A 22,059-nucleotide genomic window follows, 5' to 3' on the forward strand; every position below is an offset into this window, starting at 1 on the left:
TCGCCGACTGCTATACCCCGGGCATCGTCCCCGACCGTCCGCCACGCCCGGTCAGCCAGCTTCAGCGACTCTGCCGACGGCTGTCAGCCCAGACCCCACAATGACCTCGAAGATCACCAACAGCATCCGGAATTTGTGCCAGAGCCGACGGCGTCCCCAACGGCGGCCAGTTATCTCCCCGCCGTCGGCTGTTGATCGTTAGCTGAAAGGCTTGACCCCCTGTCCGGAGGTGGCTTGGGTGAGCCGGAAGCTGTCACCCTGGGTGACCACGACGTGGGCGTGGTGGAGGAGCCGGTCGACGGTGGCGGTGGCCAGGGTCTTGGGCATGATCTCGTCGAAGCCGGAGGGGTGCAGGTTGGAGCTGACCGCTAACGAGCGCCGCTCGTAAGCGGCGTCCACCAGGCGGTAGAAGCCTTCGGCCGCGTCCGGGGAGACCGGGAGCAGCCCGATGTCGTCGATGATGATGAGGTCGCAGCGGATCAGGCGTGCCATGGTCCGGGTGATGGAGTCGTCGACGCGGTGGCGGCGGACCAGGACACCGAGGTCTTCGATGGTGAACCAGGTGACGCTGAGCCCGGCCTCGACGGCGGCTTGACCGAGGGCTTCGCTGAAGTGGCTCTTGCCGGTGCCTGAGGGGCCGCAGACGCATAGGTTCTCGCGGCGGGAGACCACCTTGTGGAATGACTGCTCCCCACGCCCGTGAGGGTGAACCGGCTCGGTAGGCAGCCCCAGCCAGCGCCTCAGCCTGCTCCCCACGCCCGTGAGGGTGAACCGCGGATCGAGTACCGGATCAAACCCCCGGCCGGCTGCTCCCCACGCCCGTGGGGGTAAACCGCTCGTCTTCCGTTCTCGTCGTGAAATAGGCTGCTGGTCCCCAAGCCCGTGAGGGTGAACCGCCGCGATCCTGTCCGGCGTCTTCGCCACCCGCCTGCTCCCCATCCCCACGCCCGTGGGGGTGAACCGGACTCGCTGATCGAGCGGTGGAAGTGGGGAACCTGCTCCCCACGCCCGTGGGGGTGAACCGCCCCGGCTACACCGGATCGGTGGGCGGCGGCGCTCCTCTCCACTGTCCGCGTCTGATTTCGAGAGCCTTGGGGAAAGCCCCGGTCTCATGACGGTGACCCCGACAGCGGGCGACGCATTCGGTGTCTCGACGATTGCCAGGTCCTCGGGGAGCTTGTCCGGCTCCTCCTGCGTCGGCCCATCAGTGAAGGGTTTGGCTAGCCTTTACCTAGGAGGTCGCTATGTCTGAGCAGATGGAGTACCCCGAAACCCCCAGGCCGTTCCGTGACCCGTCTCATGAGTTTGTCGTCGAGCAGGTCAGGGACATCACCAAGGGCGACGAAATCGTCATCGAGACGCGCGGCGGCGTGGACACCGCGTTCCGCATCCTCTTCCCGACCACGTACGACCGGACCATCGAGCATCCGGAACCGACGACCGGCGAGGACAAGTAGTCCGCTGTCATCTGCCAGCTTGCTCCTGACGTTAGGTGAGGGCCTAGCTTGCTGGCTATGGAGAAATGGACCATCGGGGAACTGGCGGAGGCCACGGGTCTCACGATCCGGACCCTGCACCACTACGACGAGATCGGCCTGGTGTCGGCGACCGAACGGACCGATGCCGGGCACCGCCGTTACACCGAGGCCGATCTGAGGCGGCTGTACCACGTACGCGGGCTGCGTCAGCTCGGCCTGTCGCTGGAGGAGATCGGCGTCGCGCTAGGACGCGAGACAGGAGACCTGCGCGACCTTCTCAGGGCACAGCTGGCCGTGCTCGACGTCCAGGCCAACCGGATCGCCGAGATGAAGGATCAGATCCGCGGCCTGGTCGAGCACGCCGATCCGGAGGGCATGCTCAAAACGCTCGAGCTGATGTCGGTGGCGGAGAACTACCTGAGCCGCGAGCAGCGGGACACATTGGCGCGGCGGCGGGCCGAGCTCGGTGCGGAGAAGGTCGAGGATCTGCGCGCGGAGTGGTTGGCGGTCGTGCAGGAGCTGCGGCGGCATGTGGTCGGCGGTACACCGCCGGATGATCCGCAAGTGCGGGACCTCGCGCGGCGTTGGACAGCCGTCGGCAAAGCGTTCGACACCGGCGACGAGCGCGTCGGGGCAGGTGCGCAGGCGATGTGGCAGGCCAACCGCGAGCAGCTCAACGAGCACCTCACGACCCGGATGGGCTGGGAAGGACCGGGTGACATCGCCGACATTGTGGATTATCTGCAGCGGGTTCCGCAGTAGCTTCGGGCTCAGCGATGATCGAGTAGGGCCGGACGATCTGATACTCAGCGTTACCCGCAGTTAGGCGAAATGGCTCCTTGCCCGTCGTCCGATCTTGGGCCCCCGCATGATCACAATCTCATCCCCTCAGGCGGCGGATGAGGAGATCGATGCAAAGGGGGATGAGACCATGACATATCCGGATCCGCGTTACTTCGGTGAGGGTGGCGAGATCAGCGCGACCTACCGTCCCAACGGGCATCCAGCCGAGATCGACTACGGCAACGGCGCCGGGCGATGCGTCCAAGGCCCAGCGGGCATCACCACAGTCAGTAAACTGCCTGTGTGGCCGATCCTAAGTTCGAGATTCAGATGCTGCATGACCGGGTGATGGTCAAGGTCGAGCAGGACACGGAGGAGCGGCGGAGTACTGCGGGCATCGTCATTCCCGCCACCGTGAAGATGAACAATCGGCTGGTCTGGGGGCAGGTGTTCGGCGTGGGCGCCAACGCGCGTGCCGTCAAGGTGGGAGACAAGGTCCTGTTCAGCGCGGATGACCAGCTGGAAGTTGAGGTCCAGGGGCAGATCTACCTGGTCATGCGTGAACGGGATCTGCACGCTGTGGCCACTCCCCAGACCGACCACGGCACGGGGTTGTACCTCTGAGAAATCCCTTCGACCTCAGACGGTCGAAGGTGCCAGGATGCTCGTGATGTTCCGAGCGTAGAAGTACGTCGATTCCCGCAGGGGACGGCAGGAAGCCGTCGCCCTTCTTTGTCGACGTCTCGCTACGCAAAGGACATTTCACATGGACATCCATGAGTACGGAAGTTTCGACGCTGTCGCCCTCAGCGAACTGATCAAAAAGGGCGAGGTCACCGCCGCGGAGGTGGAGGCCGTCGCCAGGGAGGCCATCCTCGCCGCCGACGCCGAGCTGAACGGCTTGGCGTTACCCCTGTTCGACACGGCGCTCGCTCACGCCGGGGACGGCCCGTTCGCGGGGGTGCCGTTTCTCATCAAAGACCACGGACCGGTGGCCGAGGGGATGCCGTTCTTCCTGGGGAGCCGCGCCCTGCCTGGTATCCCCGCCCAGCGGGACACCGATCTGATGACCCGATTCCGGGCCGCCGGGTTGCGTACCCTCGGCCTGACCGCCGCCCCGGAGATGGCGCTCAGCTTCGCGACCGAACCGCTGCGCTCGGGGCCGGTCCGCAATCCGTACGACCTCCGCGTCGGCGTGGGCGGGTCGAGTGGTGGGGCGGCGGCGCTGGTCGCGGCCGGGGCGGTTCCGGTGGCGCATGCCAGTGACGGTGCCGGGTCGATCCGGGTTCCGGCCTCCTGTTGTGGGCTGGTGGGGCTCAAGCCCAGCCGGGGGCGGGTCACCTCGGGGCCGGACCTGGGGGAACCGATGCTGGGCATGGCGGCGGAGTTCGTACTGACCCGGACGGTCCGGGACACAGCGCACCTGCTCGACGCCGTTCACGGGCCGGGTCTGGGCGACAAGTACACCGCACCACCGCCACGCCGCCGGTACGTCGAGGAGCTGACGGCCGCCCCGGGGCGGCTACGCGTGGCGCTCACCACGGACGCCTGGTCGGGGGTGACCGTCGAGGAGGAGGTGGCGACGGCCACCCTTGAGGCGGGACGGATGCTGGAGCATCTCGGGCATGCCGTCTCCCTGGCCACCCTCAAGGTGGACTGGGACGCCATGCTGCGGGCGATCACGTTGGAGGCGGTGGTGATCGCGTCCATGTTGATCCGCGCCCCGCGCCCGCCGGATCCCGAGCGCATGGAGGCGGTCTCCCGGCGACTGTTGCGCCTGGCGGAGGGGTACACGGCGATGGACGTGATGAACGCCCTCGACGCCCAGAACAGGGTGACCCGGTCGGTCGCCGCCTTCTTCGAAGAGTACGACCTGCTCGTCACCCCGACGCTGGGAAGGCTCCCGGCCGAGCACGGCACGCTCCGGTACGACGACCCGGAGCACACCTGGGCGAGCTGGCTGGACGACATGTTCGCTTACGGCCCGTTCACGGCGGTGTTCAACGTCACCGGCCAACCCGCGATCAGCCTGCCGCTGGGCGTGAGCCGCAGCGGCCTGCCGATCGGGGTGCAGTTCGTCGCTCCGTACGGCCGGGAGGATCAACTGATCCAGGTGGCGGCTCAGCTCAGCCCCGAGCCGCCACGCGGGCCAGGCGGGCCGCTCGGCGCTCCTCGAAGCGGGTGGCCGACTGGTCCAGCTGCTCCATGAACTGAGCGAGTTCGTCGCGAGCCTTCTCGCCCTCGGCGTCCAGGCCGGTCACGTCGAAGACCTTCCACTGGCGGATGACGGGGGCGAGCACCTCGTCGCAGTGCAGGCGGAGGTCGTAGATGCCGGCCATGGCGATGGTGACCGACTTGCGGGCGAAGCCGTCCATGCCGGCGCCGGGCATCTGGAAGGTGGTGACCACGTCGGTGATGGCGCGCATGGCCTGGGAGGGGGCGAGTTCGAGGGCCGCGCCGAGGAGGTTGCGGTAGAAGAGCATGTGCAGGTTCTCGTCGGCGGCGACCCGGGCGAGGATGCGCTCGCAGGTCGGGTCCTCGGAGACGCGGCCGGTGTTGCGGTGCGCGATGCGGGTGGCCAGTTCCTGGAAGGAGACGTAGGCGAGCTGCTGGAGCATGGTGCCGTACTCGGTGGCGAAGCCGTGCTCCATGTGGCTCATCCGGGCCCGCTCCAGCGCGACCGGGTCGACGGCGCGGCTGGCCGTCAGGTAGTCGCGGATGACGATCGCGTGGCGGCCCTCCTCGGCGGTCCAGCGGTGCACCCAGGTGCCCCAGGCGCCGTCGCGGCCGAAGGTGGTGGCGATCTCGTGGTGGTAGCTGGGCAGGTTGTCCTCGGTCAGCAGGTTGACGATGAGGGAGACCTTGGCGGCCTCGGGGATGGTGGAGTCCTCCGGCCGCCACGGCTCGCCGCCGTCCAGGATGCCGTCGAAGGTCCGGGCCTCGGAGTACGGGACGTACTCGTGGGGGAACCATTCTTTGGCCACCTTGAGGTGCCGGTTCAGGTTCTCCTCGACCACGGGCTCCAGCTCCATGAGGAGCTCGGTCTGGGTCAGTTCGCGCGACATTTCCACCCCTAACCAGCGATTCCGTAACCTACGGTACCGTAACTTAGCGCACGCCACGCTCAGCGAAACCACAGAGATCAGGCGTGGTTCTTGTGGAACCTCGACTATGGCCGTTCCCTCGGCGCCGTCGGACAACTAGTCTTCGCGCATGCCGAAGAAAGCCCGCATCTGGGTAGTCGTCTCGATCCTCATCCAGGTGGCGTGGAGCCTGCCGGTCGGGCTGGTCTTCGGCATTCGATGGTTCGCTTCGGAGCAGGACTCCGAGCTGGTCCTGGGGGCGGTCTTCACCGGGATCGCCGTCATCATGATCATCGTTGCGGCCGTGCTGGCCGTGCGCTGGATCAGGCGCGGCCGGGTGGAGCGCCACCTGACCGAGCACGGCCTGCGCGCGGACGCCGTGGTGACGCAGGCTCGGCCCACCAACTCGCGGATCAACGGCCAGGTCATCTACAAGCTGCGTGTCGAGGCGCCTGCCGTGAGCGGCCTGGAGTTCCAGGAAAGCACGATGTATCCGGTGCCGCCGGGCACCCGGCTGATGGTCGCCTACGACCCGGTCAACCCGTCCACCGCCATCATTCTGGACGATCTGCAACAGCTGGCCTTCAGCCTCCGCTTCGGTGGCGCGAGCGGCGGATTCCGGGCTGGGCCGGACGCGGCCATCCAGCGGCTCAGCCAGCTGGACGGCCTGCGCAGGTCCGGGGCGATCAGTGAGGAGGAGTTCAACCGGCTCAAGGCGGAGGTGCTGGACGGGCGGGGATGACCACCACGCCGGTCGCGGCGACCGCCACGATCGGTGGGTCGAGCACCTCGGCCGCCGAGGCGGACACCTCCGGCCGGGCCCGGCAGACCACCCGGGCCTCGAAGGCGAGGGTACGGCTCCGGTTGCCGACCCTGGTCACCTCTGCGCTCACCTCGATCACGTCCCCGGCCCGCACCGGCGCCAGGAACCGGACGTCGGAGTAGGACGCGAACAGCCCCTCGTCGCCGTCCATCCGGATGCAGACCTCGGTGGCGACGTCCCCGAACAGGCCGAGCACGTACGCCCCGTCCACCAGCGAGCCGCCGTAGTGCGCGTGCGAGTAGGGCACGTACCGCCGGTGCGTCACCTTCATGACGGGCTCCAGGTGGGCAGCAGCGCGTGCACCAGGTAGCTGGCCACCTCGCCGGGTGTGGTGCCCTTGCCGAAGATGCGGTCCACGCCCAGGTCGGACGGGGTCACCGTGTCGAAGCGCGGCCCGCCGATCACCAGCAGCGGACGTCCCAGGCCGCAGGCCTCGGCGAAGGCGGCGGCCATCTGCTTGGTGTTGTGCAGGTGGGCGCTCTTCTGGGTGACCACTTGGGAGACCAGTACGGCGTCGGCGTCGCACGCCTTGGCACGGGCGACCAGTTCGGAGACCTCGACCTGGGCGCCCAGGTTGTGGACCTGGATCTCCCGGTAGTACTCCAGGCCCTTCTCCCCCGCGAAGCCCTTGACGTTGAGGATGGCGTCGATGCCGACGGTGTGCGCGTCGGTGCCGATGCAGGCGCCCACCACGACGAGCTCGCGGCCGAGCACGGTGCGGATGGCCAGGTTGACCTGCTGGGGGGTGAGCAGCGGGTACTCCCGGCCCTCGGGCACGCTGATGCCGGCGTAGTCGATGAGGTGGGTGGCCTTGCCGTACACGATGAAGAAGGTGAAGTCGGGGCCCATCGCCTTGCTGTGCACCACGCTGGCCGGGTCCAGGCCCATCTTGCCGGCCAGTTGCAGGGCGGCGGCCGCGGCGCGGGAGCCGTGCGGCACGGGCAGGGTGAAGGAGACCTGCACCATGGCGTCGCCGGTGGTGTCGCCGTAAGGGCGGATGATCTGTTTGATGGTCTCGGTCGAAATGGTCACGGGCCCTCCTCCAGGAGCTCGGTGGCCGGGTTGTAGTAGCCGTCGGCGTGCGCGACCACGCCGTCCAGGCCCTTGCCGCCGTCGGCGGGGCGGCGGGTGACCCCGAAGGTGCCCTGGGCGATTGCGGTCAGCAGGCCGTCGTCGGCGACCCGGTCGAGCAGGTCGACGGTCTCGGCGAGCACCTGGCGGGCGCGGGTGACGGTGAAGCCGCCGGGGGCGGGGCGGAAGTCCTCGGCCAGGGCGCCGGCGGCGCGGCGTACGTACCGGACGTTCTCCAGGGCGAGGTCGCGGTCGGAGAGCCAGGGGGTGTGGATGCCCTCGGTCATCATGCCGATCAGCAGGATGGACTGGCCGGTGAGCACCCCGGCCAGGTTGAAGAAGGCGTCCAGCAGGTAGCCGGCGAAGATGTTGCCGGTCATGTGCTTGGTGGGCGGCATGTACTTGAGCGGGGCGTCGGGAAAGAGCTCCCTGACCAGCTGGGCGTGCGCCAGCTCCAACCTGAACGAATCCGGAATTTCTGGATTTATCTCGAAGGCGTGGCCGAGGCCGAGTTGCCAGTCGGCCAGGCCCGCCTCGTGGCCGAAACGTTCGTTGAGCAGCTGGGAGGCGATCACGGTGTGCGCGGCGTCCACCGCGTCGGCCGTGGTCAGGTAGTTGTCCTCGCCGGTGTTGATGACGATGCCGGCGCGGGCGTGGATCTGGCGGGAAAAGCGCTGGTCGACGAAGGTGCGGCGGGGGTTGATGTCGCGGAAGATGATGCCGTACATGCAGTCGTTGAGCATCATGTCCAGGCGTTCCAGGCCGGCCAGGGTGGCGATCTCGGGCATGCAGAGGCCGCTGGCGTAGTTGGTGAGCCGGATGTACCTGCCGAGTTCGCCGGAGACCTCGTCCAGGGCGGCCCGCATCAGGCGGAAGTTCTCCTGGGTGGCGTACGTGCCGGCGTAGCCCTGCCGGGTGGCGCCCTCGGGCACGTAGTCGAGCAGGGACTGGCCGGTGGACCTGATCACGGCGATCACGTCGGCGCCCTCCCGGGCGGCGGCCTGCGCCTGGGGGATGTCCTCGTAGATGTCGCCGGTGGCCACGATCAGGTAGATCCACGGCGGCTCCGGGTCGCCGTGCTTGCCGAGCAGCAGGTTCCGGTCGGCCCTGTTCCGGTCGATCCGGGCGATTCCCCGGCCCACCGCCGCCCGTGCCCGTTCCCTGGCCCGTACGGCGTCCGCCCCGGAAGGGATCGTGAACCGGGCGCGCACCAGCTCACGGGGGTCGTCGCGGAGCGCGTGGAAGACCGGCAGGGCCACCCCGTGTTCCAGGCCCACCTGGTCGCGTACCGCGTCGACCAGGCGGTTCACCCAGGGCGTGCCGTCGGCGTCGGCCCCGGTGACCCCGGCCAGCCGCAGGACCGCGCGCTCCACCGAGACGGTGGTGTGGGTGCGGGCCAGCTCGATGATCGGCTCGGCGGCTCGGGCGGCCAGCCGCCGGGCCTTGGCCACGACCTCGGGGTCCAGGTCCAGCTTCATCGGTGCCTCCCCTCGAACAGGCGCCGCAGGCCGGGCTCGGTGCGGACCAGGTCGAGGGCCAGGGCCGCGTGGCCGGGGGCGTACCCGTTGCCGACCAGCATGGTGACGTCGGCGGCGAGCCCTTCGGCGCCGAGGGCGGCGGCGGTGAAGGAGGTGGCCATGGAGAAGAAGATCACGGTGCCGCCGTCCCGGGTGGCCAGGATCGAGCCGTGCTCGCAGCCGGGCACGTCCACGCAGACCACGGTCACGTCCGCCGGTCCCCCTGCCGACTCGACGGCCCTGGCCAGCGCGACCGGGTCGCGGGCGTCGGCGATCACCACCGTGTCGGCCAGCCCGGCGCCGGTCAGCGCGTCCGCCTCCGCCTGGTGGGGCACCACGCCGATCAGGGTGGCCGCGCCCGCCTGACGTGCGGCGGCCAGCGACAGCGAGCCGCTCTTCCCTGCCGCGCCGATCACCGCGACCACGGCCTTCGGTGCCACCACCCTGCGGGTGAGCGCGGGCGCGCCGCAGACGTCCAGTACGGCCAGCGCCAGCGGCACCGGCAGGTCGCCGGGGAGCACGGCGGCGATCGAGCGGGCGAACAGGATGGCGTGGCCGTCGGCGGGGACCTGTTCCGAGTGGCCGTCCCAGTGCCGCAGCCCGTCGGTGATCCGCAGCGGGGTGAGGGTGAGCGAGACCAGGGTGGCGACCCGGTCGCCGGGGGTCAGGCCGAGCGGGGACTCCGGCGTGGTCTCCTCGACCACGCCGACCAGCATGCCGCCGGATCCGGTGACGGGGTTGTGCATCTTGCCCCGCTCGGCGACGATCGCCAGCACCTCGGCGCGGACGGCGTCCCCGTCGCCGCCGTGCCGCTGGCTCAGCTGGCGGAAGGAGGCGGCGTCCAGGTTGAGGCGTTCCACCCGGATCCTGGTCTCCCCCGGGCGGAGCTCGGGCGAGGTGTCCAGCCGGTGGGCGGCCTGCGGGAGCACGCCCAGCGGATCCACCACGCGGTGCAGCCCGATCGGAGAAACGTCCATCCCGCTCCCAATTCCTGAGTCCCGACTCAGGAATTCATCTTGTCCCAGACCATCCCTAGCAGGCAATATCTGGCACATGACAGGCACGACGCTCATCACGGTGGCGCCCACAGGGGCCGAGGCGGACAAGTCGGCGGTGCCCGCGCTGCCGGTCACCCTCGATGAGCTGGTGGCCACCGCCAAGGCGTGCGAGGCGGCGGGCGCGGCCGTGGTGCACGTGCACATCCGGGACGCCGAGGCCCGGCCCACCCTCGATCCCGGGCGGCTGGCCGACACGGTGGCGGCGCTGCGCGCCGAGACCACGCTGGTCGTGCAACTGTCCACCGGCGGCGCGGTCTCCGACCCCTACGAGGCGAGGTTGCGGGTGCTGGACGCGGCCCCCGACGCCTGCTCGCTCACCTGCGGCACGGTCAACTTCGGCGACGACGTCTTCCTGAATCCCTGGGGGTTCGTGGCCGAGCTCTACCAGGCCACCCAGGAGAAGGGTGTGGTCCCCGAGTTCGAGCTGTTCGATCTCGGCCACATCGCCACCCTGCACCGCCTGCTCGACCGGTACGGCCCCCCGTACGGCGGGCGCGTCCACTGCGACCTGGTCATGGGTGTGCCTGGCGGCTTCGCCGGGGACCTGCGCACGGTGGCGGCGGCGGTGGCGCAGCTGCCGGCCGGGGCCACCTGGTCGGCGACCGGCATCGGGCGCACGGCGCTGCCGGTGCTCTTCGCGGCCCTGTCCGGCGGCGGGCACCTGCGGGTGGGCATGGAGGACACGCTGACCTTCGCCAAGGGCCGCCCGGTCCGCGACAACGCGGAACTGGTCACCCGCGCGGCGGCCGCCGCCACGCTGGCCCAGCGCCCGCCGATGGACTCGACGGCCGCACGGGCGTTCCTCGGCCTCTAGCCATCAGGTAGCTCGCCCCCGCGCCACTGGCCAGCGCCGCCAGCACCAGCACCGCGTTCACCACCCCGCGCCCGGGGGTGACCGGCTGCCCGGCCACCGCGTCGATGTCGGTCGCGCAGCTCACAGGCCGGCTCAGGTGCACCGTGAACAGGCAGGCGGTGGCGGCCACGTGGCTGCCCGGCGATGCTTTGAGTACCCCGGTGAGCCGGAACTCGGTGGGCCCGGGCGGCAGCTCGGCACTCCAGGAAGCCTGCCGTTTTCCCAGCTCCCCCTGTTCCGCCTGGAGCCTCGCCAACCCCCGCGGGAAGGTCATCCGCACGTCGGCCGTCACCGGCTTCGACTCCCGGTTCACCACCTCCACCACGTAGGTGACCCGGCCGTCCACCTCGGCCGTGCCGTTCCCCAGCCCGATCGACACATCCGGGCGAGCACTCGCGAGCAGCGCCGCGAGAACCAGGCTCGCGATCATCGTCACCCCCTGTAATCCAGGATGGCAGCCGGTGACGACGCCCGCGATCATTGGCGCGCCGCGTTGCCGCCTGAAGGGATCTCGCCGACCATGAGGCATGACCATTCAGGACGAGTTGGTACGCCTCCGCCACGCCCTCCACGAAGAACCCGAACTCGGGCTGAACCTCCCCCGCACCCAGGAGAAGGTGCTGGCCGCCCTGGACGGCCTGCCCCTGGAGGTCACCACCGGCACGGCCCTGTCCTCGGTCACCGCCGTGCTGCGCGGGGGCTCCCCCGGGCCGACCGTCCTGCTCCGCGGCGACATGGACGCGCTGCCCGTGCAGGAGCGGGTACCGGTGGACTACCGTTCCCGGATCAACGGCGTCATGCACGCCTGCGGCCACGACCTGCACACCGCCATGCTGGTCGGCGCCGCCCACCTGCTCGCCGCCGACCGGGACCGGCTGGCCGGGAACGTGGTCTTCATGTTCCAGCCGGGTGAGGAGGGCTTCGAGGGCGCCAAAATCATGATCGAGGAGGGCGTGCTGACGGCCTCCGGCACCCTCCCCGTCGCCGCGTACGGCATGCACGTGTTCTCCACCCGCGTCCCCCGGGGCCTGTTCCTCACCCGCCCCGGTCCCATCCTGGCCGCCGCCGACACCTTCCGGGTGACCGTACGGGGCCGGGGCGGGCACGGCTCCACCCCACACCGGGCGCTGGACCCCATCCAGGTCGGCTGCGAGATCGTCACCCAGCTCCAGACGTACGTGACGCGGACCTTCGACGTGTTCGACCCCGTGGTGATCACGGTCGGCCAGTTCCACGCCGGCACCACCGACAACGTCATCCCCGACACCGCCTACTTCGAGGCCACCGTGCGCTCCTTCTCGGGCGCCACCCGGGAGCGGGTCAAGGCGGGCATCCGCCAGCTGGCCGAGGGTGTCGCCGCCGCGCACGGCCTGACCGCCGACTGCTCGTTCGGCATCGGCTACCCGGTCACCGTCAACAACGGCGCCGAGGCCGAGTTCGCCGCGGAGACGGTGCGGGAGACCTTCGGCGAGGAGCGTTACCTGACGATGCCGCAGCCGGCCACCGGCTCGGAGGACTTCTCGTACGTGCTCAACGAGGTGCCAGGGGCGTACCTGATACTGGGCGCCTGCGCGCCTGGCCGCGACCCGGCCTCCGCGCCGACCAACCACTCCGCCGAGGCGGCCTTCGACGACGCCGTGCTGGCGGACGGCGCCACCCTGCTTGCGGCGCTGGCCACCCGGCGGCTGGCGGCCGTCACCACTTGAGGAAGGCCCTGGCCTCCTCGATCAGGTCGACGCCGACGGTGAGCTTCAGGCAGAGCCAGACGATGGCCCCGGCCAGCGCGGCGGTGAGCAGGGTGGAGACGATCCGGATGAACCAGTTCTGCCGCTTCAGCCAGTCGGTGGCGGCGGTCACCACCCGCTTGGCGAAGGCGAGCAGGATGTTGGCCCAGTGGAACTCGGTGGCCAGCACGGCAAGACCGGCGAAGACCACCAGCCAGCCCGGCCCCGGAAAGGGCACCATGATCAGGCCGCCGATCACCATGGCGCCGCCGAGCACCCCGATGACGATCTTCAAGGTCAACCGGCCCGCTCGGGTGGAGCGCACCCTGTCCCGCCACCCCGCCGCCTCCGTGGGCCCCGGCCGGGTCTCCTCGGTCGTCGCCATGACTCACCCCCAGGGACCCAGGATAGCCAGCGATGATCGGTCACCCGGTCATTACAACGGACGATTCGGGCGTAATCCGCAGGTAGTAATTGTCTGTTCGGCGATCTCCACTTCCTCGTCGGTGGGGACCACCAGCACCGCCACCTCCGCGCCGTCCGGGGAGATCCGGCGGGGTTCCCGGGCGTGCGCGGCGTTGCGGGCCGGGTCCACCGCGATGCCCAGGCGGTCGAGACCGGTGAGGGCGAGTTCCCGGGTCCTGGCGTCGTTCTCGCCCACGCCGGCGGTGAAGACGACCGCGTCCACCCGGCCCAGCACGGCGTAGTAGGCGCCGATGTAGGAGCGCAGACGGTGCGCGTACACGTCCACGGCCAGGCGGGCCTGCGGCGAGCCCTCGTCCACCAGTCGCCAGACCTCGCGCATGTCCCCCGCCCCGCACAGGCCGAGCATGCCGCTGGCCCGGTTGAGCGCGGAGTCGATCTCCGGCAGGCTCATCCCGGCCGTCCTGCCCAGGTAGGAGAGCACCCCCGGGTCCACGTCGCCGGAACGGGTGCCCATGACCAGCCCGGCCAGCGGCGTCAGGCCCATGGAGGTGTCCACGCTCCGCCCGCCCTGGATGGCCGCCGCGCTCGCGCCGTTGCCCAGGTGCAGCACGATCATGTTCGTCTCGCCGTACGGCCTGGCCAGGAACTCCGCCGCCCGCCGGGAGACGTACGCGTAGGAGGTGCCGTGGAACCCGTACTTGCGCACCCCCCACTCGGGCGGCACCGCGTAGGTGTAGGCCTGCGGCGGCAGCGTCTGGTGGAACGCGGTGTCGAACACGGCCACCTGCGGCAGCCCGGGAAAGGCGCGGCGGGCCACCCGGATGCCCTCCAGGTTGGCGGTGTTGTGCAGCGGGGCGAGCGGGATCAGGGCCTCGATGTCCTTCTCCACCTCGTCGTCCACCAGCACGGGCCCCGAGAACACCGACCCCCCGTGCACCACCCGGTGGCCCACGGCAACCACACCGTCCAGGCTGGGGCCCCGTTCGGCGAACGCGTCCAGCATCGCCCGCAGGCCGCTCTCGTGATCGGGGAAGCCCTGTGCGGTCAGTTCCTCGCCGTTGTGCACCAGCCGCCCGTCCGGCTGCCCGATGCGGTCGGCCAGGCCGGTGGCCAGCCGCTTCCGCTCGGTCATGTCCAGCAGCTGGTACTTGATCGTGGACGAGCCGGTGTTCAACACCAGGACGTGCATTCAGTCCCCCTGGGCCTGGATGGCTGTAATGGCGACCGTGTTGACGATGTCGTGCACGGTCGCGCCGCGCGACAGGTCGTTGACCGGTTTCCGCAGACCCTGCAGCACCGGCCCGACGGCGACCGCGCCCGCGCTGCGCTGCACCGCCTTGTACAGGTTGTTGCCGGTGTTCAGGTCGGGCACCACGAACACGGTGGCCCGGCCCGCCACCGGGCTGTCCGGCATCTTGGTGCGGGCGACACTGGGCTCGGCCGCCGCGTCGTACTGGATGGGGCCCTCCACCAGCAGGTCCGGCCGCCGCTCCCGGACCATCGCGGTGGCCGCGCGCACCTTCTCCACCTCGGGCCCGGCCCCGGACTCACCGGTCGAGTACGACAGCAGCGCGACCCGCGGCTCCACCCCGAACCTGGCCGCCGTGGCCGCCGAGGAGATCGCGATGTCGGCCAGCTGGACCGCCGTAGGATCGGGGACCACGGCGCAGTCGCCGTACACCAGGACGCGGTCGGCCAGGCACATGAAGAACACGCTCGAGACCACCCCGGCGCCCAGGGTCTTGATGATCTCGAAGGACGGGCGGATGGTGTGCGCGGTGGTGTGCACGGCGCCGGAGACCATGCCGTCGGCCAGCCCCAGGTGCACCATCATCGTGCCGAAGTAGGACACGTCGGTGACGGTGTCCCAGGCCCGCTCCAGGGTGATGCCCTTGTGCGCGCGGATCTTGGCGTACTCGGCGGCGAAGCGTTCCCGCAGTTCGGGGTCGAACGGGCTGAGCACCTTGGCGTCCTCGACCGCCAGGCCGAGTTGGGCGGCGGTGGCCCTGATCTCGGTCTCCTCGCCGAGCAGGGTCAGGTCGGCCACGCCCCGCCGGAGCAGGATGTCGGCGGCCCGGAGGATGCGCGGCTCGGCGCCCTCCGGGAGCACGATGTGGCGGCGGTCGGCGCGGGCCCGCTCCAGCAGGTCGTACTCGAACATCAGCGGGGTGACCACGGTGGCGGGGGTGACGTGCAGCCGGGCCAGCAGGGCCGGGCCGTCCACGTGCTCGGCGAACAGGCCGAGGGCGCTGTCGATCTTGCCGGACGCGTCCGGGGTGAACCGGCCCTCCGCCCGGGAGAGGCGGGTGGCGGTCTCGAAGGTGTCACCCGGCGTGGTGATCATCGGGAGGTGGATGTCCATGCCGGTCAGCAGCCGCTCCACCGAGTCCGGCAACGGCATCCCGCCGTTCATGATGATCGCCGACAGCGCCGGGAAGGTCGGGGTCCGGTGCGCGGCGATCAACCCGGGCAGCAGCGCGGCCGCCCGGTCGGCCGGAACGATCAACGCCACCCCCTCGGTCAGCCGGTCCAGGATGTTGGGCAGCGACATGGCGCACACCATCAGCGCCCCGACCTCCCGGCCCAGCTGCTGCTCATCCCCCAGGTAGAGCCGGCCGTGGCACGCCGCCAGCAGGTCCGCGACCGTGGGCGCCGACAGCCTCGGCACCTCCGGCAGCACGTACGCCGAATCGGGCAGGGCCGTCCGTACCCGTTCCACCAGCGCGGGCGCCACCCGGGAGACCACCAGCGCGATCTGCACCGCGTGCTCCTCGGCCAACTCCTTCGCCGACACCTCGGCGGCGGCGACGATCTCGTCCACCGTCCGGGCCAGCCCGGTGACCACGTTCAGGACCGGGGTGCCCAGGTTCGCGGCCACCTGGGCGTTGAACTCGAACTCGGTGGGCGCCCCCACGTCGGTGTAGTCGGTCCCGATCACCACGACCGCCGCGCACCGGGCCGCCACCTCCCGGTACCCGGCCACGATGTCGGCGATCGCCTGGTCGAGATCGGCGTGCACGTCCTCGTAGGTGACCCCCGCGCACTGCTCGTAGCTCAGCTCCATCCGGAACCGGCTACGAGCAGTGTTGATCAGGCCGTCCTCGACGCCCGCCCGCACCACCGGCCGGTAGACGCCCACCGTCCCCACCTGACGGAACAGCAACTCGATCAGCCCGAGGGCGACGGCGCCCTTGTTACTCCTGGCATCGCTCGCCGCGACGTACACACCGATCGCCATGAGGCAAAGATACGGCCCCTGGATTAACCCCCGGTGGCGCTACAGGAGGGTGAGCGCCCGTTCCACCGCCGGGTCTCGGCCGGTGGCCAGGTCGCGGGCCGTGGTCGGGACGTGGTGGTCGACCGGGATGCCGATGGTGTCGAGGATCTCCCGGTTCGGGCCCAGGTGCCGGACCTTCGGCAGGAGCAGGACGCTGCCGTCGTCGAGCAGGTAGGCCTCGGAGGGGCCGGAGATGGCTCCCGCTGTGCGGGTGCCGATGAGGGTGCCCAGGTGGAGGTCCTTGACGGCGGCGGTGAAGTCCTCGCAGGCGGAGGCGCAGGCGCGGTCGGTCAGGACGACCAGGGGGATGTCGAGCAGGGGGACGGTGTCGTCGGTGTGGTTGGGGCGGCACTCGCCGGTGAACGGGCAGAAGTAGCTGGTGGTCTTGCCGTGGGCGAAGGCGCTGAGCAGGCGGGTGACCTCGCGGGGCGAGCCGCCGCCGTTGCCGCGCAGGTCGAGGATGAGGGCCTTCGGGTGGTTCCGCAGGAGGGCGAGGACCTGGTCGGCCGCGCCGGGGAAGAAGCCGGGCAGCTGGACCAGGCGGACACCGCCACGGAGCTGCTTGGTGGTCACCTGGGGCGGTTCGATGGTGATGGGGGCTTCGGTCAGGCGGATGGTCCGGATCTTGCCGGTGACGGGGTGCTGGAGGGTGAGCCGCACCGTGGCCGCGGCCGCGGCCTCCAGGATGGACGCGTTGGCGGTGTCGCCGGTGAAGGCGGGCGTGTCGTTGACCTTGAGGATGATGTCGCCGGGGCGGATGCCGGCCTTGGCCGCGGGGCTGCCGGGGATGACGCGGGTGATGAACATCGGCGGCCGGGCCGCCGGATCGAACCCGTCACCCCGCAGGGCCGACAGGCCCGCGATTCCGGTCCCCCGCGGCGGGCCGTCCGGGTCCTGTCTGGGCGGCATCCAGCGGGCGTGGTTGTCCTGGAGAGCGGTGACCATGCCGTCGATGGCGGCCCGGAGGGCGGCGGGGTCGCCGGTGCCGAGGACGGGCGCGAACGCGGCCCAGTCGCCGTCGCGGTCCCCGGTGAGCGGGGGCAGCTGGAGATCCGGCCGGTCGGCGCCGCGCCGCAGCAGGTCGCGGGTGTAGGCGGCGAACGCGTGGCGGAGCAGGTCCCTGGAGTCCAGCTTCGGGCCGCTGTAGTAGTTGTCGAGCAGGCAGTGGTAGGCCTGCCGGAGCGTGTTCACCGAGGTGGGCGGCGCGGACGGCGGGGGCGGCGCGGTGGCGGGGGCACAGCCGGCGGGCGGGGCGGCGGGCAGGGCGGCGGGAGCGGAGACGCTCAGGGCGGCCACCAGCAGGGCGGCGGAGAGAATTCTGATCATGTGCGCCAGGGTGGCGGGCAGCCGGTTGCGCGGCCGTGACCGGAAGCGTTAACGCCGCTGTCACCTCCTGTGGGGTATGAACGCCGCATGCGGGTTCTGGTGGCCGAGGACGAGCGCGATCTGGCCGATCTGGTGGCGATGGGCTTACGCCGCCACGCGATGGCGGTCGATGTGGTGTACGACGGCCTGGCGGCCTCCCAGCGGCTGGCCGTGCACGACTACGACGTGCTGGTGCTGGACCGGGATCTGCCGGAGCTGGCCGGGGATCTGGTCTGCCGGGAGCTGGTGGCGCGCGGGAGCCGTACCAGGATCCTGATGATGACGGCGGCGGCCTCGGTGCCGGAGCGGGTGGCGGGGCTGGGCATGGGGGCCGACGACTACCTGCCCAAGCCGTTCGACTACGCCGAGCTGGTGGCCAGGGTACGGGCGCTGGGGCGGCGGAGCCAGGATCGGGTGCCGCCGGTGCTGGCCCGGCACGGGATCGTGCTCGACCCGCACCGGCTCCAGGCGTCCAGGGACGGGCGGCATCTGCGCCTGTCCCTGAAGGAGTTCGCGGTGCTTGAGGTGCTGATGCGGGCGGACGGCGCGGTGGTGAGCGCGGAACGGCTGCTGGAGGCGGCCTGGGACGAGCACGCCGACCCGTTCACCACGGTGGTGCGGGTGGTGGTGAGCCGACTGCGGGCGAAACTGGGCGATCCGCCGTGCATCCAGACGGTTCCCGGCGCGGGTTACCTGCTGTGACCACGATCCGGGTACGGCTCACGCTGATCTACTCGGGCGTGTTCGTGCTGACCTCGATCCTGCTGCTGACGCTGGTCAACCTGACGGTCGGGCAGACGTTGCAGGACCGGATCGGGCCCTACGCGAACGCCCCGGACGCGCCACCGGCGCCGGGAGCGCCGATGCTGCTGCCCCGGCCGGTGGCCCTGCCGACGCTGGTCGACGACGTGCTGGCGCACCAGTGGGAGGTGACCGTCCCGATCCTCGGGATCACCGCGCTGGTGGCGGTGGTGGTCGGCTGGGTGCTGGCCGGGCGGATCCTGCGGCCGATCCACCGGATCACCGCGACCGCGCGGCGGCTGTCCGCGTCCAACCTGCACGAGCGGATCATGCTGAGCGGGCCGAAGGACGAGCTGCGCGAGCTGGCCGACACCTTCGACGCGATGCTCGGGCGGCTGGAACGGTCGGTGGAGGGACAGCGGCGGTTCATCGCGAACGCGTCGCACGAGCTGCGGACGCCGCTGGCGGTGCAGCGGGCGGCGATCGAGATCGGGTTGCCGGAGGACGTCGGGGAGGTCCGCGAGCGGCTGCTGGTCCACAACCACCGGATGGAGCGGCTCATCGAGTCGCTGCTGATCCTGGCGCGGGCCGGGCACGGTCTGGACGTGCGGGAGCCGGTGGCGGTGGATCAGGTGGTCCGGCGGGTGCTGGCCGAGACGAAGGCGGACGGGATCGCCGTGACGGAGCGGGTGGAGCCGTTCGTGGTGGACGGGGACGAGGTGCTGCTGCACCGGTTGGTCACGAATCTGGTGGACAACGCGGTGCGGTACAACCGTCCAGGGGGAACCGTCGAGGTGTCCCTGCTCGACGGGGTTCTCACGGTGCGGAACACGGGTTCCGAGGTGCCGGAGGAACGGCTCGGGGATCTTTTCCAGCCGTTCCGGCGGTTGCACACGACGCGGGAGCAGGGCAGCGGGCTGGGGCTGTCGATCGTGGCGTCGATCGCGGAGGCGCACGGGGCCGGGGTGGATGCGGAGCCCAACCCGGGGGGCGGGCTCCGCCTTGTGGTGACTTTTCGGGATTTGGGCACGGCTCCCGCCGCAGGGCGGGCGGCGGGAGCCGTACGTCACGGGGTCAGACCGCGGTACAGGTGACCGGGTTGGGGACGTTGTTGGTGCCGTTCCAGGTGCCGTTGAAGCCGAACGACGTGGTGGCGTTCGGGTTCAGGTTGCCGTTGTAGCTGAGGTTGGTGACCGTGATGTTGGCCCCGCTGGCGGTGTGGGAGCCGTTCCAGAGGGAGCTGACGGTCTGGCCGTTGGCGAAGGCCCAGCGGACCGTCCAGCCGGTGATCGCGGCGGTGCCGCTGGCGCGGACCGTCACGTCGGCGCTGAAGCCGCCCGGCCACGAGTTGGTGATCACGTACGTGGCGGTGCAGGCCTTACCGGGGTTCGGGCTCGGGCTCGGCGACGGCGACGGGCTCGGGCTGGGTGACGGGCTGGGACTCGGCGACGGCGACGGACTCGGGCTCGGCGACGGGCTGGGGCTCGGCGACGGCGACGGGCTCGGTGACGGGCTCGGGCTGGGCGACGGGGTTGCGCCGGTGCGGTCGCCGTAGATGATGCCGCGGCCGTTGGTGCCCAGGTAGACCCGCCCATAGATGCGCGGGTCGCCGGTGATCGCCTCGCCGATGTTGCCGTACTGGTGGGTGTCGTCGTTGATCCGCACCCAGGTGGTGCCGCCGTTGTCCGACCGGTAGACGCCGCGAACGTTGTCGATCTTGGCGATGGTGAACAGCGCCGGGTAGGTCTGGCCGGTGGCCGCCTTGCCGAAGCCGATGTTGTCGGCCTCCTGCACGTTGGTCAGCTTGGTGAAGGAGGCGCCCGAGTTGGTGGAGTGCCACAGGCCGTAGCTGGTCGTGCTGGTGCCGCCGGCCAGCCAGATGTCACCCTCGCGTCCCGGCACCGCCTTGAACCTGCCCGTGGTCGGCAGGCCGGTCGCCGCGGTCTGGGTGAAGGTCGCGCCGCCGTTGGTGCTCACGTAGAAGCGGCCGTTGTTGAAGGCGTAGAACTTCTGCGCGTTCACCCGGTCGGACTCGATGACCGAGTTGGCCGGCACGCCGGTCGAGGTCTGCCAGGAGTTGCCGAAGCCGACCGAGTACACGACCTGGATGCCGGAGTCGCCCGGCGCCCAGACGAACCGGCTGCCGTCGGCCGCGGCGGCCACCGTGCCGCCGTTGTTGACCCCGCCCGGCTCGCTGCCCTGGAACCAGTTGGCGCCGCCGTCGGTGGAGAAGGCCACGTGGCGGTCGTTGGGCCGGTCGGCGGCGGTGAAGTTGCCGGACCGCACCATCACGCTCGGGTTGTTCTCGGCGTAGTCGAGCGAGGTGGTGGAGGTGAAGTTGGGCGAGAGGAACATCATCGGGGGCACCGCGTCCAGGTTGGTGTGCCGGAAGCCGCCGATGTCGCCCAGGCCGCTGATCAGCGAGGCCGCCCCGGTGGGCGGGCTGATCAGGTCGAGGACGGCGGTCTCCTCCAGGCCCTTCACCATCGGCTTGATGGTGAACTGCCCGCCGGTGTCCCAGAGTTTGAGGTCGGTGCTGCCGTAGATGGTGGCGCCGGTGCCGTACATGAACCGGTTGCCGTTGAACGGGTCGATCTCCAGGGACTCGACCATCCAGCCCAGCTTGGGCGTCACCTCGGGCGGCTGCGGGTTGGCGCCCCAAGAGAGCCACGGCGAAGAGCTGATGTCCATCTTGTAGCGGAAGCTACGGTTCGGGTACGAGGTCCAGTCCCACACCCGGGTCCAGGTCTGGCCGCTGTTGGTGGACCGGAAGAAGATCACGTCCGGCCACCAGGACATCTGGGTGGAGACCATGATGGTGCCCGGGTTCTGCCGGTCGATGGTCAGGCCGCTGTAGCCGAAGTAGTCGTCGGAGCTGCTGGACGGGATCGGGCTGATCTGGGTCCAGGTGCCGGTGGCGGTGGCGTACCGCCAGACGTCGCCCTTGGCGCCGTCGTACGGGCCGCCGGTGTCGCTGGTGGCGAGGTACAGGTAGCCGTTGACGTGGTCGAGCACGCCCTTGTGGGCGATGTAGCCGGTGGGCTGCCCGGCCAGCCGCTCCCAGGTGGTGCCGCCGTTGGTGGTGCGGTAGACGGTGTTCTGCTTGTCGGCCACGCCCACGTAGATGGTCTGGGTGGCGTTCCCCGAGGTGCCTGTGCGCTTGTCGAAGGTCACCCAGACGACGCCCGGCTGGTGGGTGCCGTAGCCGTTGGGGTCGCTCGGGTCGGAGGCGTAGTTGCCGGCGTTCGGGAAGTTGGTCACCTTGGCCCAGGTGGCGCCGTAGTCGGTGCTCCGCCAGAGGCCGTTGCCGTTGGGGGCGCCCAGGTAGAGGGTGCTGTTGCGGTTGGGGTCGATGGCCAGCCGCTCACCCATGCCCCGGCCCGGCATGTTGCCGCCCATCTTGAACGGCAGCGGCGTGACCGACCAGCTGTCGCCCTTGTTGGTGGAGCGCAGGATGGCCCCGTTGTTGGGGTCCCAGCTGTTGGTGTACATGCCGACGGCGGCGTACACGCGGTTGGTCTGTACGGGGTCGGTGGCGATGCTGTCGACGCCGTTGTAGCCCCAGTTGGTGAAGCCGACCCAGTCCAGCAAGGGCTTCCAGGTCGAGGTGGCCTGCTCCCAGCGGTACATGCCGCCGATGTCGGTGCGCGCGTAGATCAGGTTCTGCTCGGTCTGGTTGAAGATGATGCCCGGGACGAACCCGCCGCCGTCAATCCGCACGTTCTTGAAGTTGTACGGGTCGGACGCGGCGGCGCCGGCCGGGGTGGCGGTGCGTACGACTGCCACCGCGAGCGCCACAACGGCGATCGCGAGCAGGCTGAGGAGCTTTTTTCGCATGGACGGTCTCCCTCGTGAATGGT

20 protein-coding genes, 1 pseudogene and 1 CRISPR repeat array are annotated in these 22,059 nt (G+C 70.4%); of the genes and pseudogenes, 9 read left to right on the forward strand and 12 right to left on the reverse strand.

All coding sequences use genetic code 11. From position 1 onward, the window contains the following. Positions 1-198: 198 nt before the first annotated feature. A pseudogene (locus KIP79_RS13395) lies at positions 199-669 on the reverse strand (ATP-binding protein); the annotation flags it as partial. 19 nt (positions 670-688) lie between these two features. Then, positions 689-1,024: direct repeats of the CRISPR family, unit length 25 nt; unit sequence TCCCCACGCCCGTGGGGGTGAACCG. A 220-nt stretch (positions 1,025-1,244) separates the two neighbouring features. On the opposite strand from KIP79_RS13395, the gene KIP79_RS13400 reads away from it, so the two are divergent. The 4 genes from KIP79_RS13400 to KIP79_RS13415 all read left to right on the forward strand — a co-directional run bounded on the left by KIP79_RS13400 (position 1,245) and on the right by KIP79_RS13415 (position 4,470). After that, entirely contained in the window at positions 1,245-1,457 is a 213-nt protein-coding gene (locus KIP79_RS13400; protein ID WP_214105100.1) for a hypothetical protein, read from the forward strand. A gap of 57 nt (positions 1,458-1,514) precedes the next feature. After that, positions 1,515-2,240, forward strand: a complete 726-nt coding sequence (locus KIP79_RS13405) for a MerR family transcriptional regulator (RefSeq protein ID WP_214105101.1) — start codon at positions 1,515-1,517, stop codon at positions 2,238-2,240. A 324-nt stretch (positions 2,241-2,564) separates the two neighbouring features. Next, positions 2,565-2,885 carry a GroES family chaperonin gene (locus KIP79_RS13410; RefSeq protein WP_214105102.1) on the forward strand — a complete coding sequence of 107 codons (321 nt, stop codon included), beginning with the start codon at positions 2,565-2,567 and terminating at the stop codon, positions 2,883-2,885. A 142-nt stretch (positions 2,886-3,027) separates the two neighbouring features. Further along, positions 3,028-4,470: an amidase gene (locus KIP79_RS13415; RefSeq protein ID WP_214105103.1), complete on the forward strand. Its 1,443-nt coding sequence runs from the start codon at positions 3,028-3,030 to the stop codon at positions 4,468-4,470. Here the strand turns inward: KIP79_RS13415 and KIP79_RS13420 are convergent. Beyond that, positions 4,388-5,326, reverse strand: a complete 939-nt coding sequence (locus KIP79_RS13420; RefSeq protein ID WP_214105104.1) for an acyl-ACP desaturase — start codon at positions 5,324-5,326, stop codon at positions 4,388-4,390. The two genes, KIP79_RS13415 and KIP79_RS13420, sit on opposite strands and share 83 nt — an antisense overlap. Positions 5,327-5,474: 148 nt before the next feature. On the opposite strand from KIP79_RS13420, the gene KIP79_RS13425 reads away from it, so the two are divergent. Then, positions 5,475-6,086, forward strand: a complete 612-nt coding sequence (locus KIP79_RS13425) for an SHOCT domain-containing protein (protein WP_214105105.1) — start codon at positions 5,475-5,477, stop codon at positions 6,084-6,086. Here KIP79_RS13425 and kal read toward each other — a convergent pair. From kal to kdd, 4 genes are read right to left on the reverse strand one after another with little or no spacing between them, the layout of a single operon-like run. Next, positions 6,055-6,438: a 3-aminobutyryl-CoA ammonia lyase gene (gene kal, locus KIP79_RS13430; protein ID WP_214105106.1), complete on the reverse strand. Its 384-nt coding sequence runs from the start codon at positions 6,436-6,438 to the stop codon at positions 6,055-6,057. The two genes, KIP79_RS13425 and kal, sit on opposite strands and share 32 nt — an antisense overlap. Then, entirely contained in the window at positions 6,435-7,199 is a 765-nt protein-coding gene (gene kamE, locus KIP79_RS49415) for a lysine 5,6-aminomutase subunit beta (RefSeq protein WP_308169710.1), read from the reverse strand. The genes kal and kamE overlap by 4 nt, the downstream gene beginning before the upstream one ends. Further along, the gene (gene kamD / locus KIP79_RS13440) at positions 7,196-8,716 is read right to left on the reverse strand and encodes a lysine 5,6-aminomutase subunit alpha (RefSeq protein ID WP_214105107.1); all 1,521 of its coding nucleotides are present in this window, start codon (positions 8,714-8,716) and stop codon (positions 7,196-7,198) included. Before kamD ends, kamE begins: the two co-directional genes overlap by 4 nt. Continuing rightward, complete coding sequence (kdd, locus tag KIP79_RS13445) at positions 8,713-9,732, reverse strand: L-erythro-3,5-diaminohexanoate dehydrogenase (RefSeq protein WP_214105108.1); 1,020 nt, start codon at positions 9,730-9,732, stop codon at positions 8,713-8,715. The genes kamD and kdd overlap by 4 nt, the downstream gene beginning before the upstream one ends. A 76-nt stretch (positions 9,733-9,808) precedes the next feature. Here kdd and KIP79_RS13450 point away from each other — a divergent pair, with 76 nt between their 5' ends. Continuing rightward, positions 9,809-10,627 (forward strand): beta-keto acid cleavage family enzyme, encoded by an 819-nt coding sequence (locus KIP79_RS13450; protein WP_214105109.1) that lies wholly within the window; start codon positions 9,809-9,811, stop codon positions 10,625-10,627. Here KIP79_RS13450 and KIP79_RS13455 read toward each other — a convergent pair. Further along, the gene (locus tag KIP79_RS13455) at positions 10,545-11,096 is read right to left on the reverse strand and encodes a hypothetical protein (protein ID WP_214105110.1); all 552 of its coding nucleotides are present in this window, start codon (positions 11,094-11,096) and stop codon (positions 10,545-10,547) included. The two genes, KIP79_RS13450 and KIP79_RS13455, sit on opposite strands and share 83 nt — an antisense overlap. A gap of 97 nt (positions 11,097-11,193) precedes the next feature. On the opposite strand from KIP79_RS13455, the gene KIP79_RS13460 reads away from it, so the two are divergent. Next, on the forward strand, positions 11,194-12,372 hold the full coding sequence (locus KIP79_RS13460; RefSeq protein ID WP_214105111.1) for a M20 metallopeptidase family protein: 1,179 nt from the start codon (positions 11,194-11,196) through the stop codon (positions 12,370-12,372). Here KIP79_RS13460 and KIP79_RS13465 read toward each other — a convergent pair. The 4 genes from KIP79_RS13465 to KIP79_RS13480 are packed head-to-tail and all read right to left on the reverse strand — an operon-like array spanning position 12,362 to position 17,419. Beyond that, complete coding sequence (locus KIP79_RS13465; protein ID WP_214105112.1) at positions 12,362-12,775, reverse strand: TIGR02611 family protein; 414 nt, start codon at positions 12,773-12,775, stop codon at positions 12,362-12,364. The genes KIP79_RS13460 and KIP79_RS13465 overlap by 11 nt on opposite strands. A 51-nt stretch (positions 12,776-12,826) precedes the next feature. Further along, positions 12,827-14,005 (reverse strand): acetate kinase, encoded by a 1,179-nt coding sequence (locus tag KIP79_RS13470; RefSeq protein WP_214105113.1) that lies wholly within the window; start codon positions 14,003-14,005, stop codon positions 12,827-12,829. After that, positions 14,006-16,054, reverse strand: a complete 2,049-nt coding sequence (pta, locus tag KIP79_RS13475) for a phosphate acetyltransferase (protein WP_214105114.1) — start codon at positions 16,052-16,054, stop codon at positions 14,006-14,008. A gap of 39 nt (positions 16,055-16,093) precedes the next feature. Further along, a complete protein-coding gene (locus KIP79_RS13480; protein WP_214105115.1) occupies positions 16,094-17,419 on the reverse strand; it encodes a S41 family peptidase in 1,326 nt (441 codons plus the stop codon). Positions 17,420-17,506: 87 nt separating this feature from the next. On the opposite strand from KIP79_RS13480, the gene KIP79_RS13485 reads away from it, so the two are divergent. Together KIP79_RS13485 and KIP79_RS13490 are read left to right on the forward strand one after the other, a co-directional pair. Continuing rightward, positions 17,507-18,160, forward strand: a complete 654-nt coding sequence (locus KIP79_RS13485) for a response regulator transcription factor (RefSeq protein ID WP_214105116.1) — start codon at positions 17,507-17,509, stop codon at positions 18,158-18,160. Continuing rightward, positions 18,157-19,293: a sensor histidine kinase gene (locus KIP79_RS13490; RefSeq protein ID WP_214105117.1), complete on the forward strand. Its 1,137-nt coding sequence runs from the start codon at positions 18,157-18,159 to the stop codon at positions 19,291-19,293. The genes KIP79_RS13485 and KIP79_RS13490 overlap by 4 nt, the downstream gene beginning before the upstream one ends. On the opposite strand, the gene KIP79_RS13495 is transcribed toward KIP79_RS13490, so the two are convergent. Next, positions 19,274-22,036, reverse strand: coding sequence for a cellulose-binding domain-containing protein (locus tag KIP79_RS13495; RefSeq protein ID WP_214105118.1), 2,763 nt, complete (start codon positions 22,034-22,036; stop codon positions 19,274-19,276). The genes KIP79_RS13490 and KIP79_RS13495 overlap by 20 nt on opposite strands. Between the last annotated feature and the right edge of the window lie 23 nt (positions 22,037-22,059).

The sequence above is a fragment of the Acrocarpospora catenulata genome, from assembly GCF_018476525.1.
Classification (GTDB): Bacteria; Actinomycetota; Actinomycetes; order Streptosporangiales; family Streptosporangiaceae; genus Acrocarpospora; species Acrocarpospora catenulata.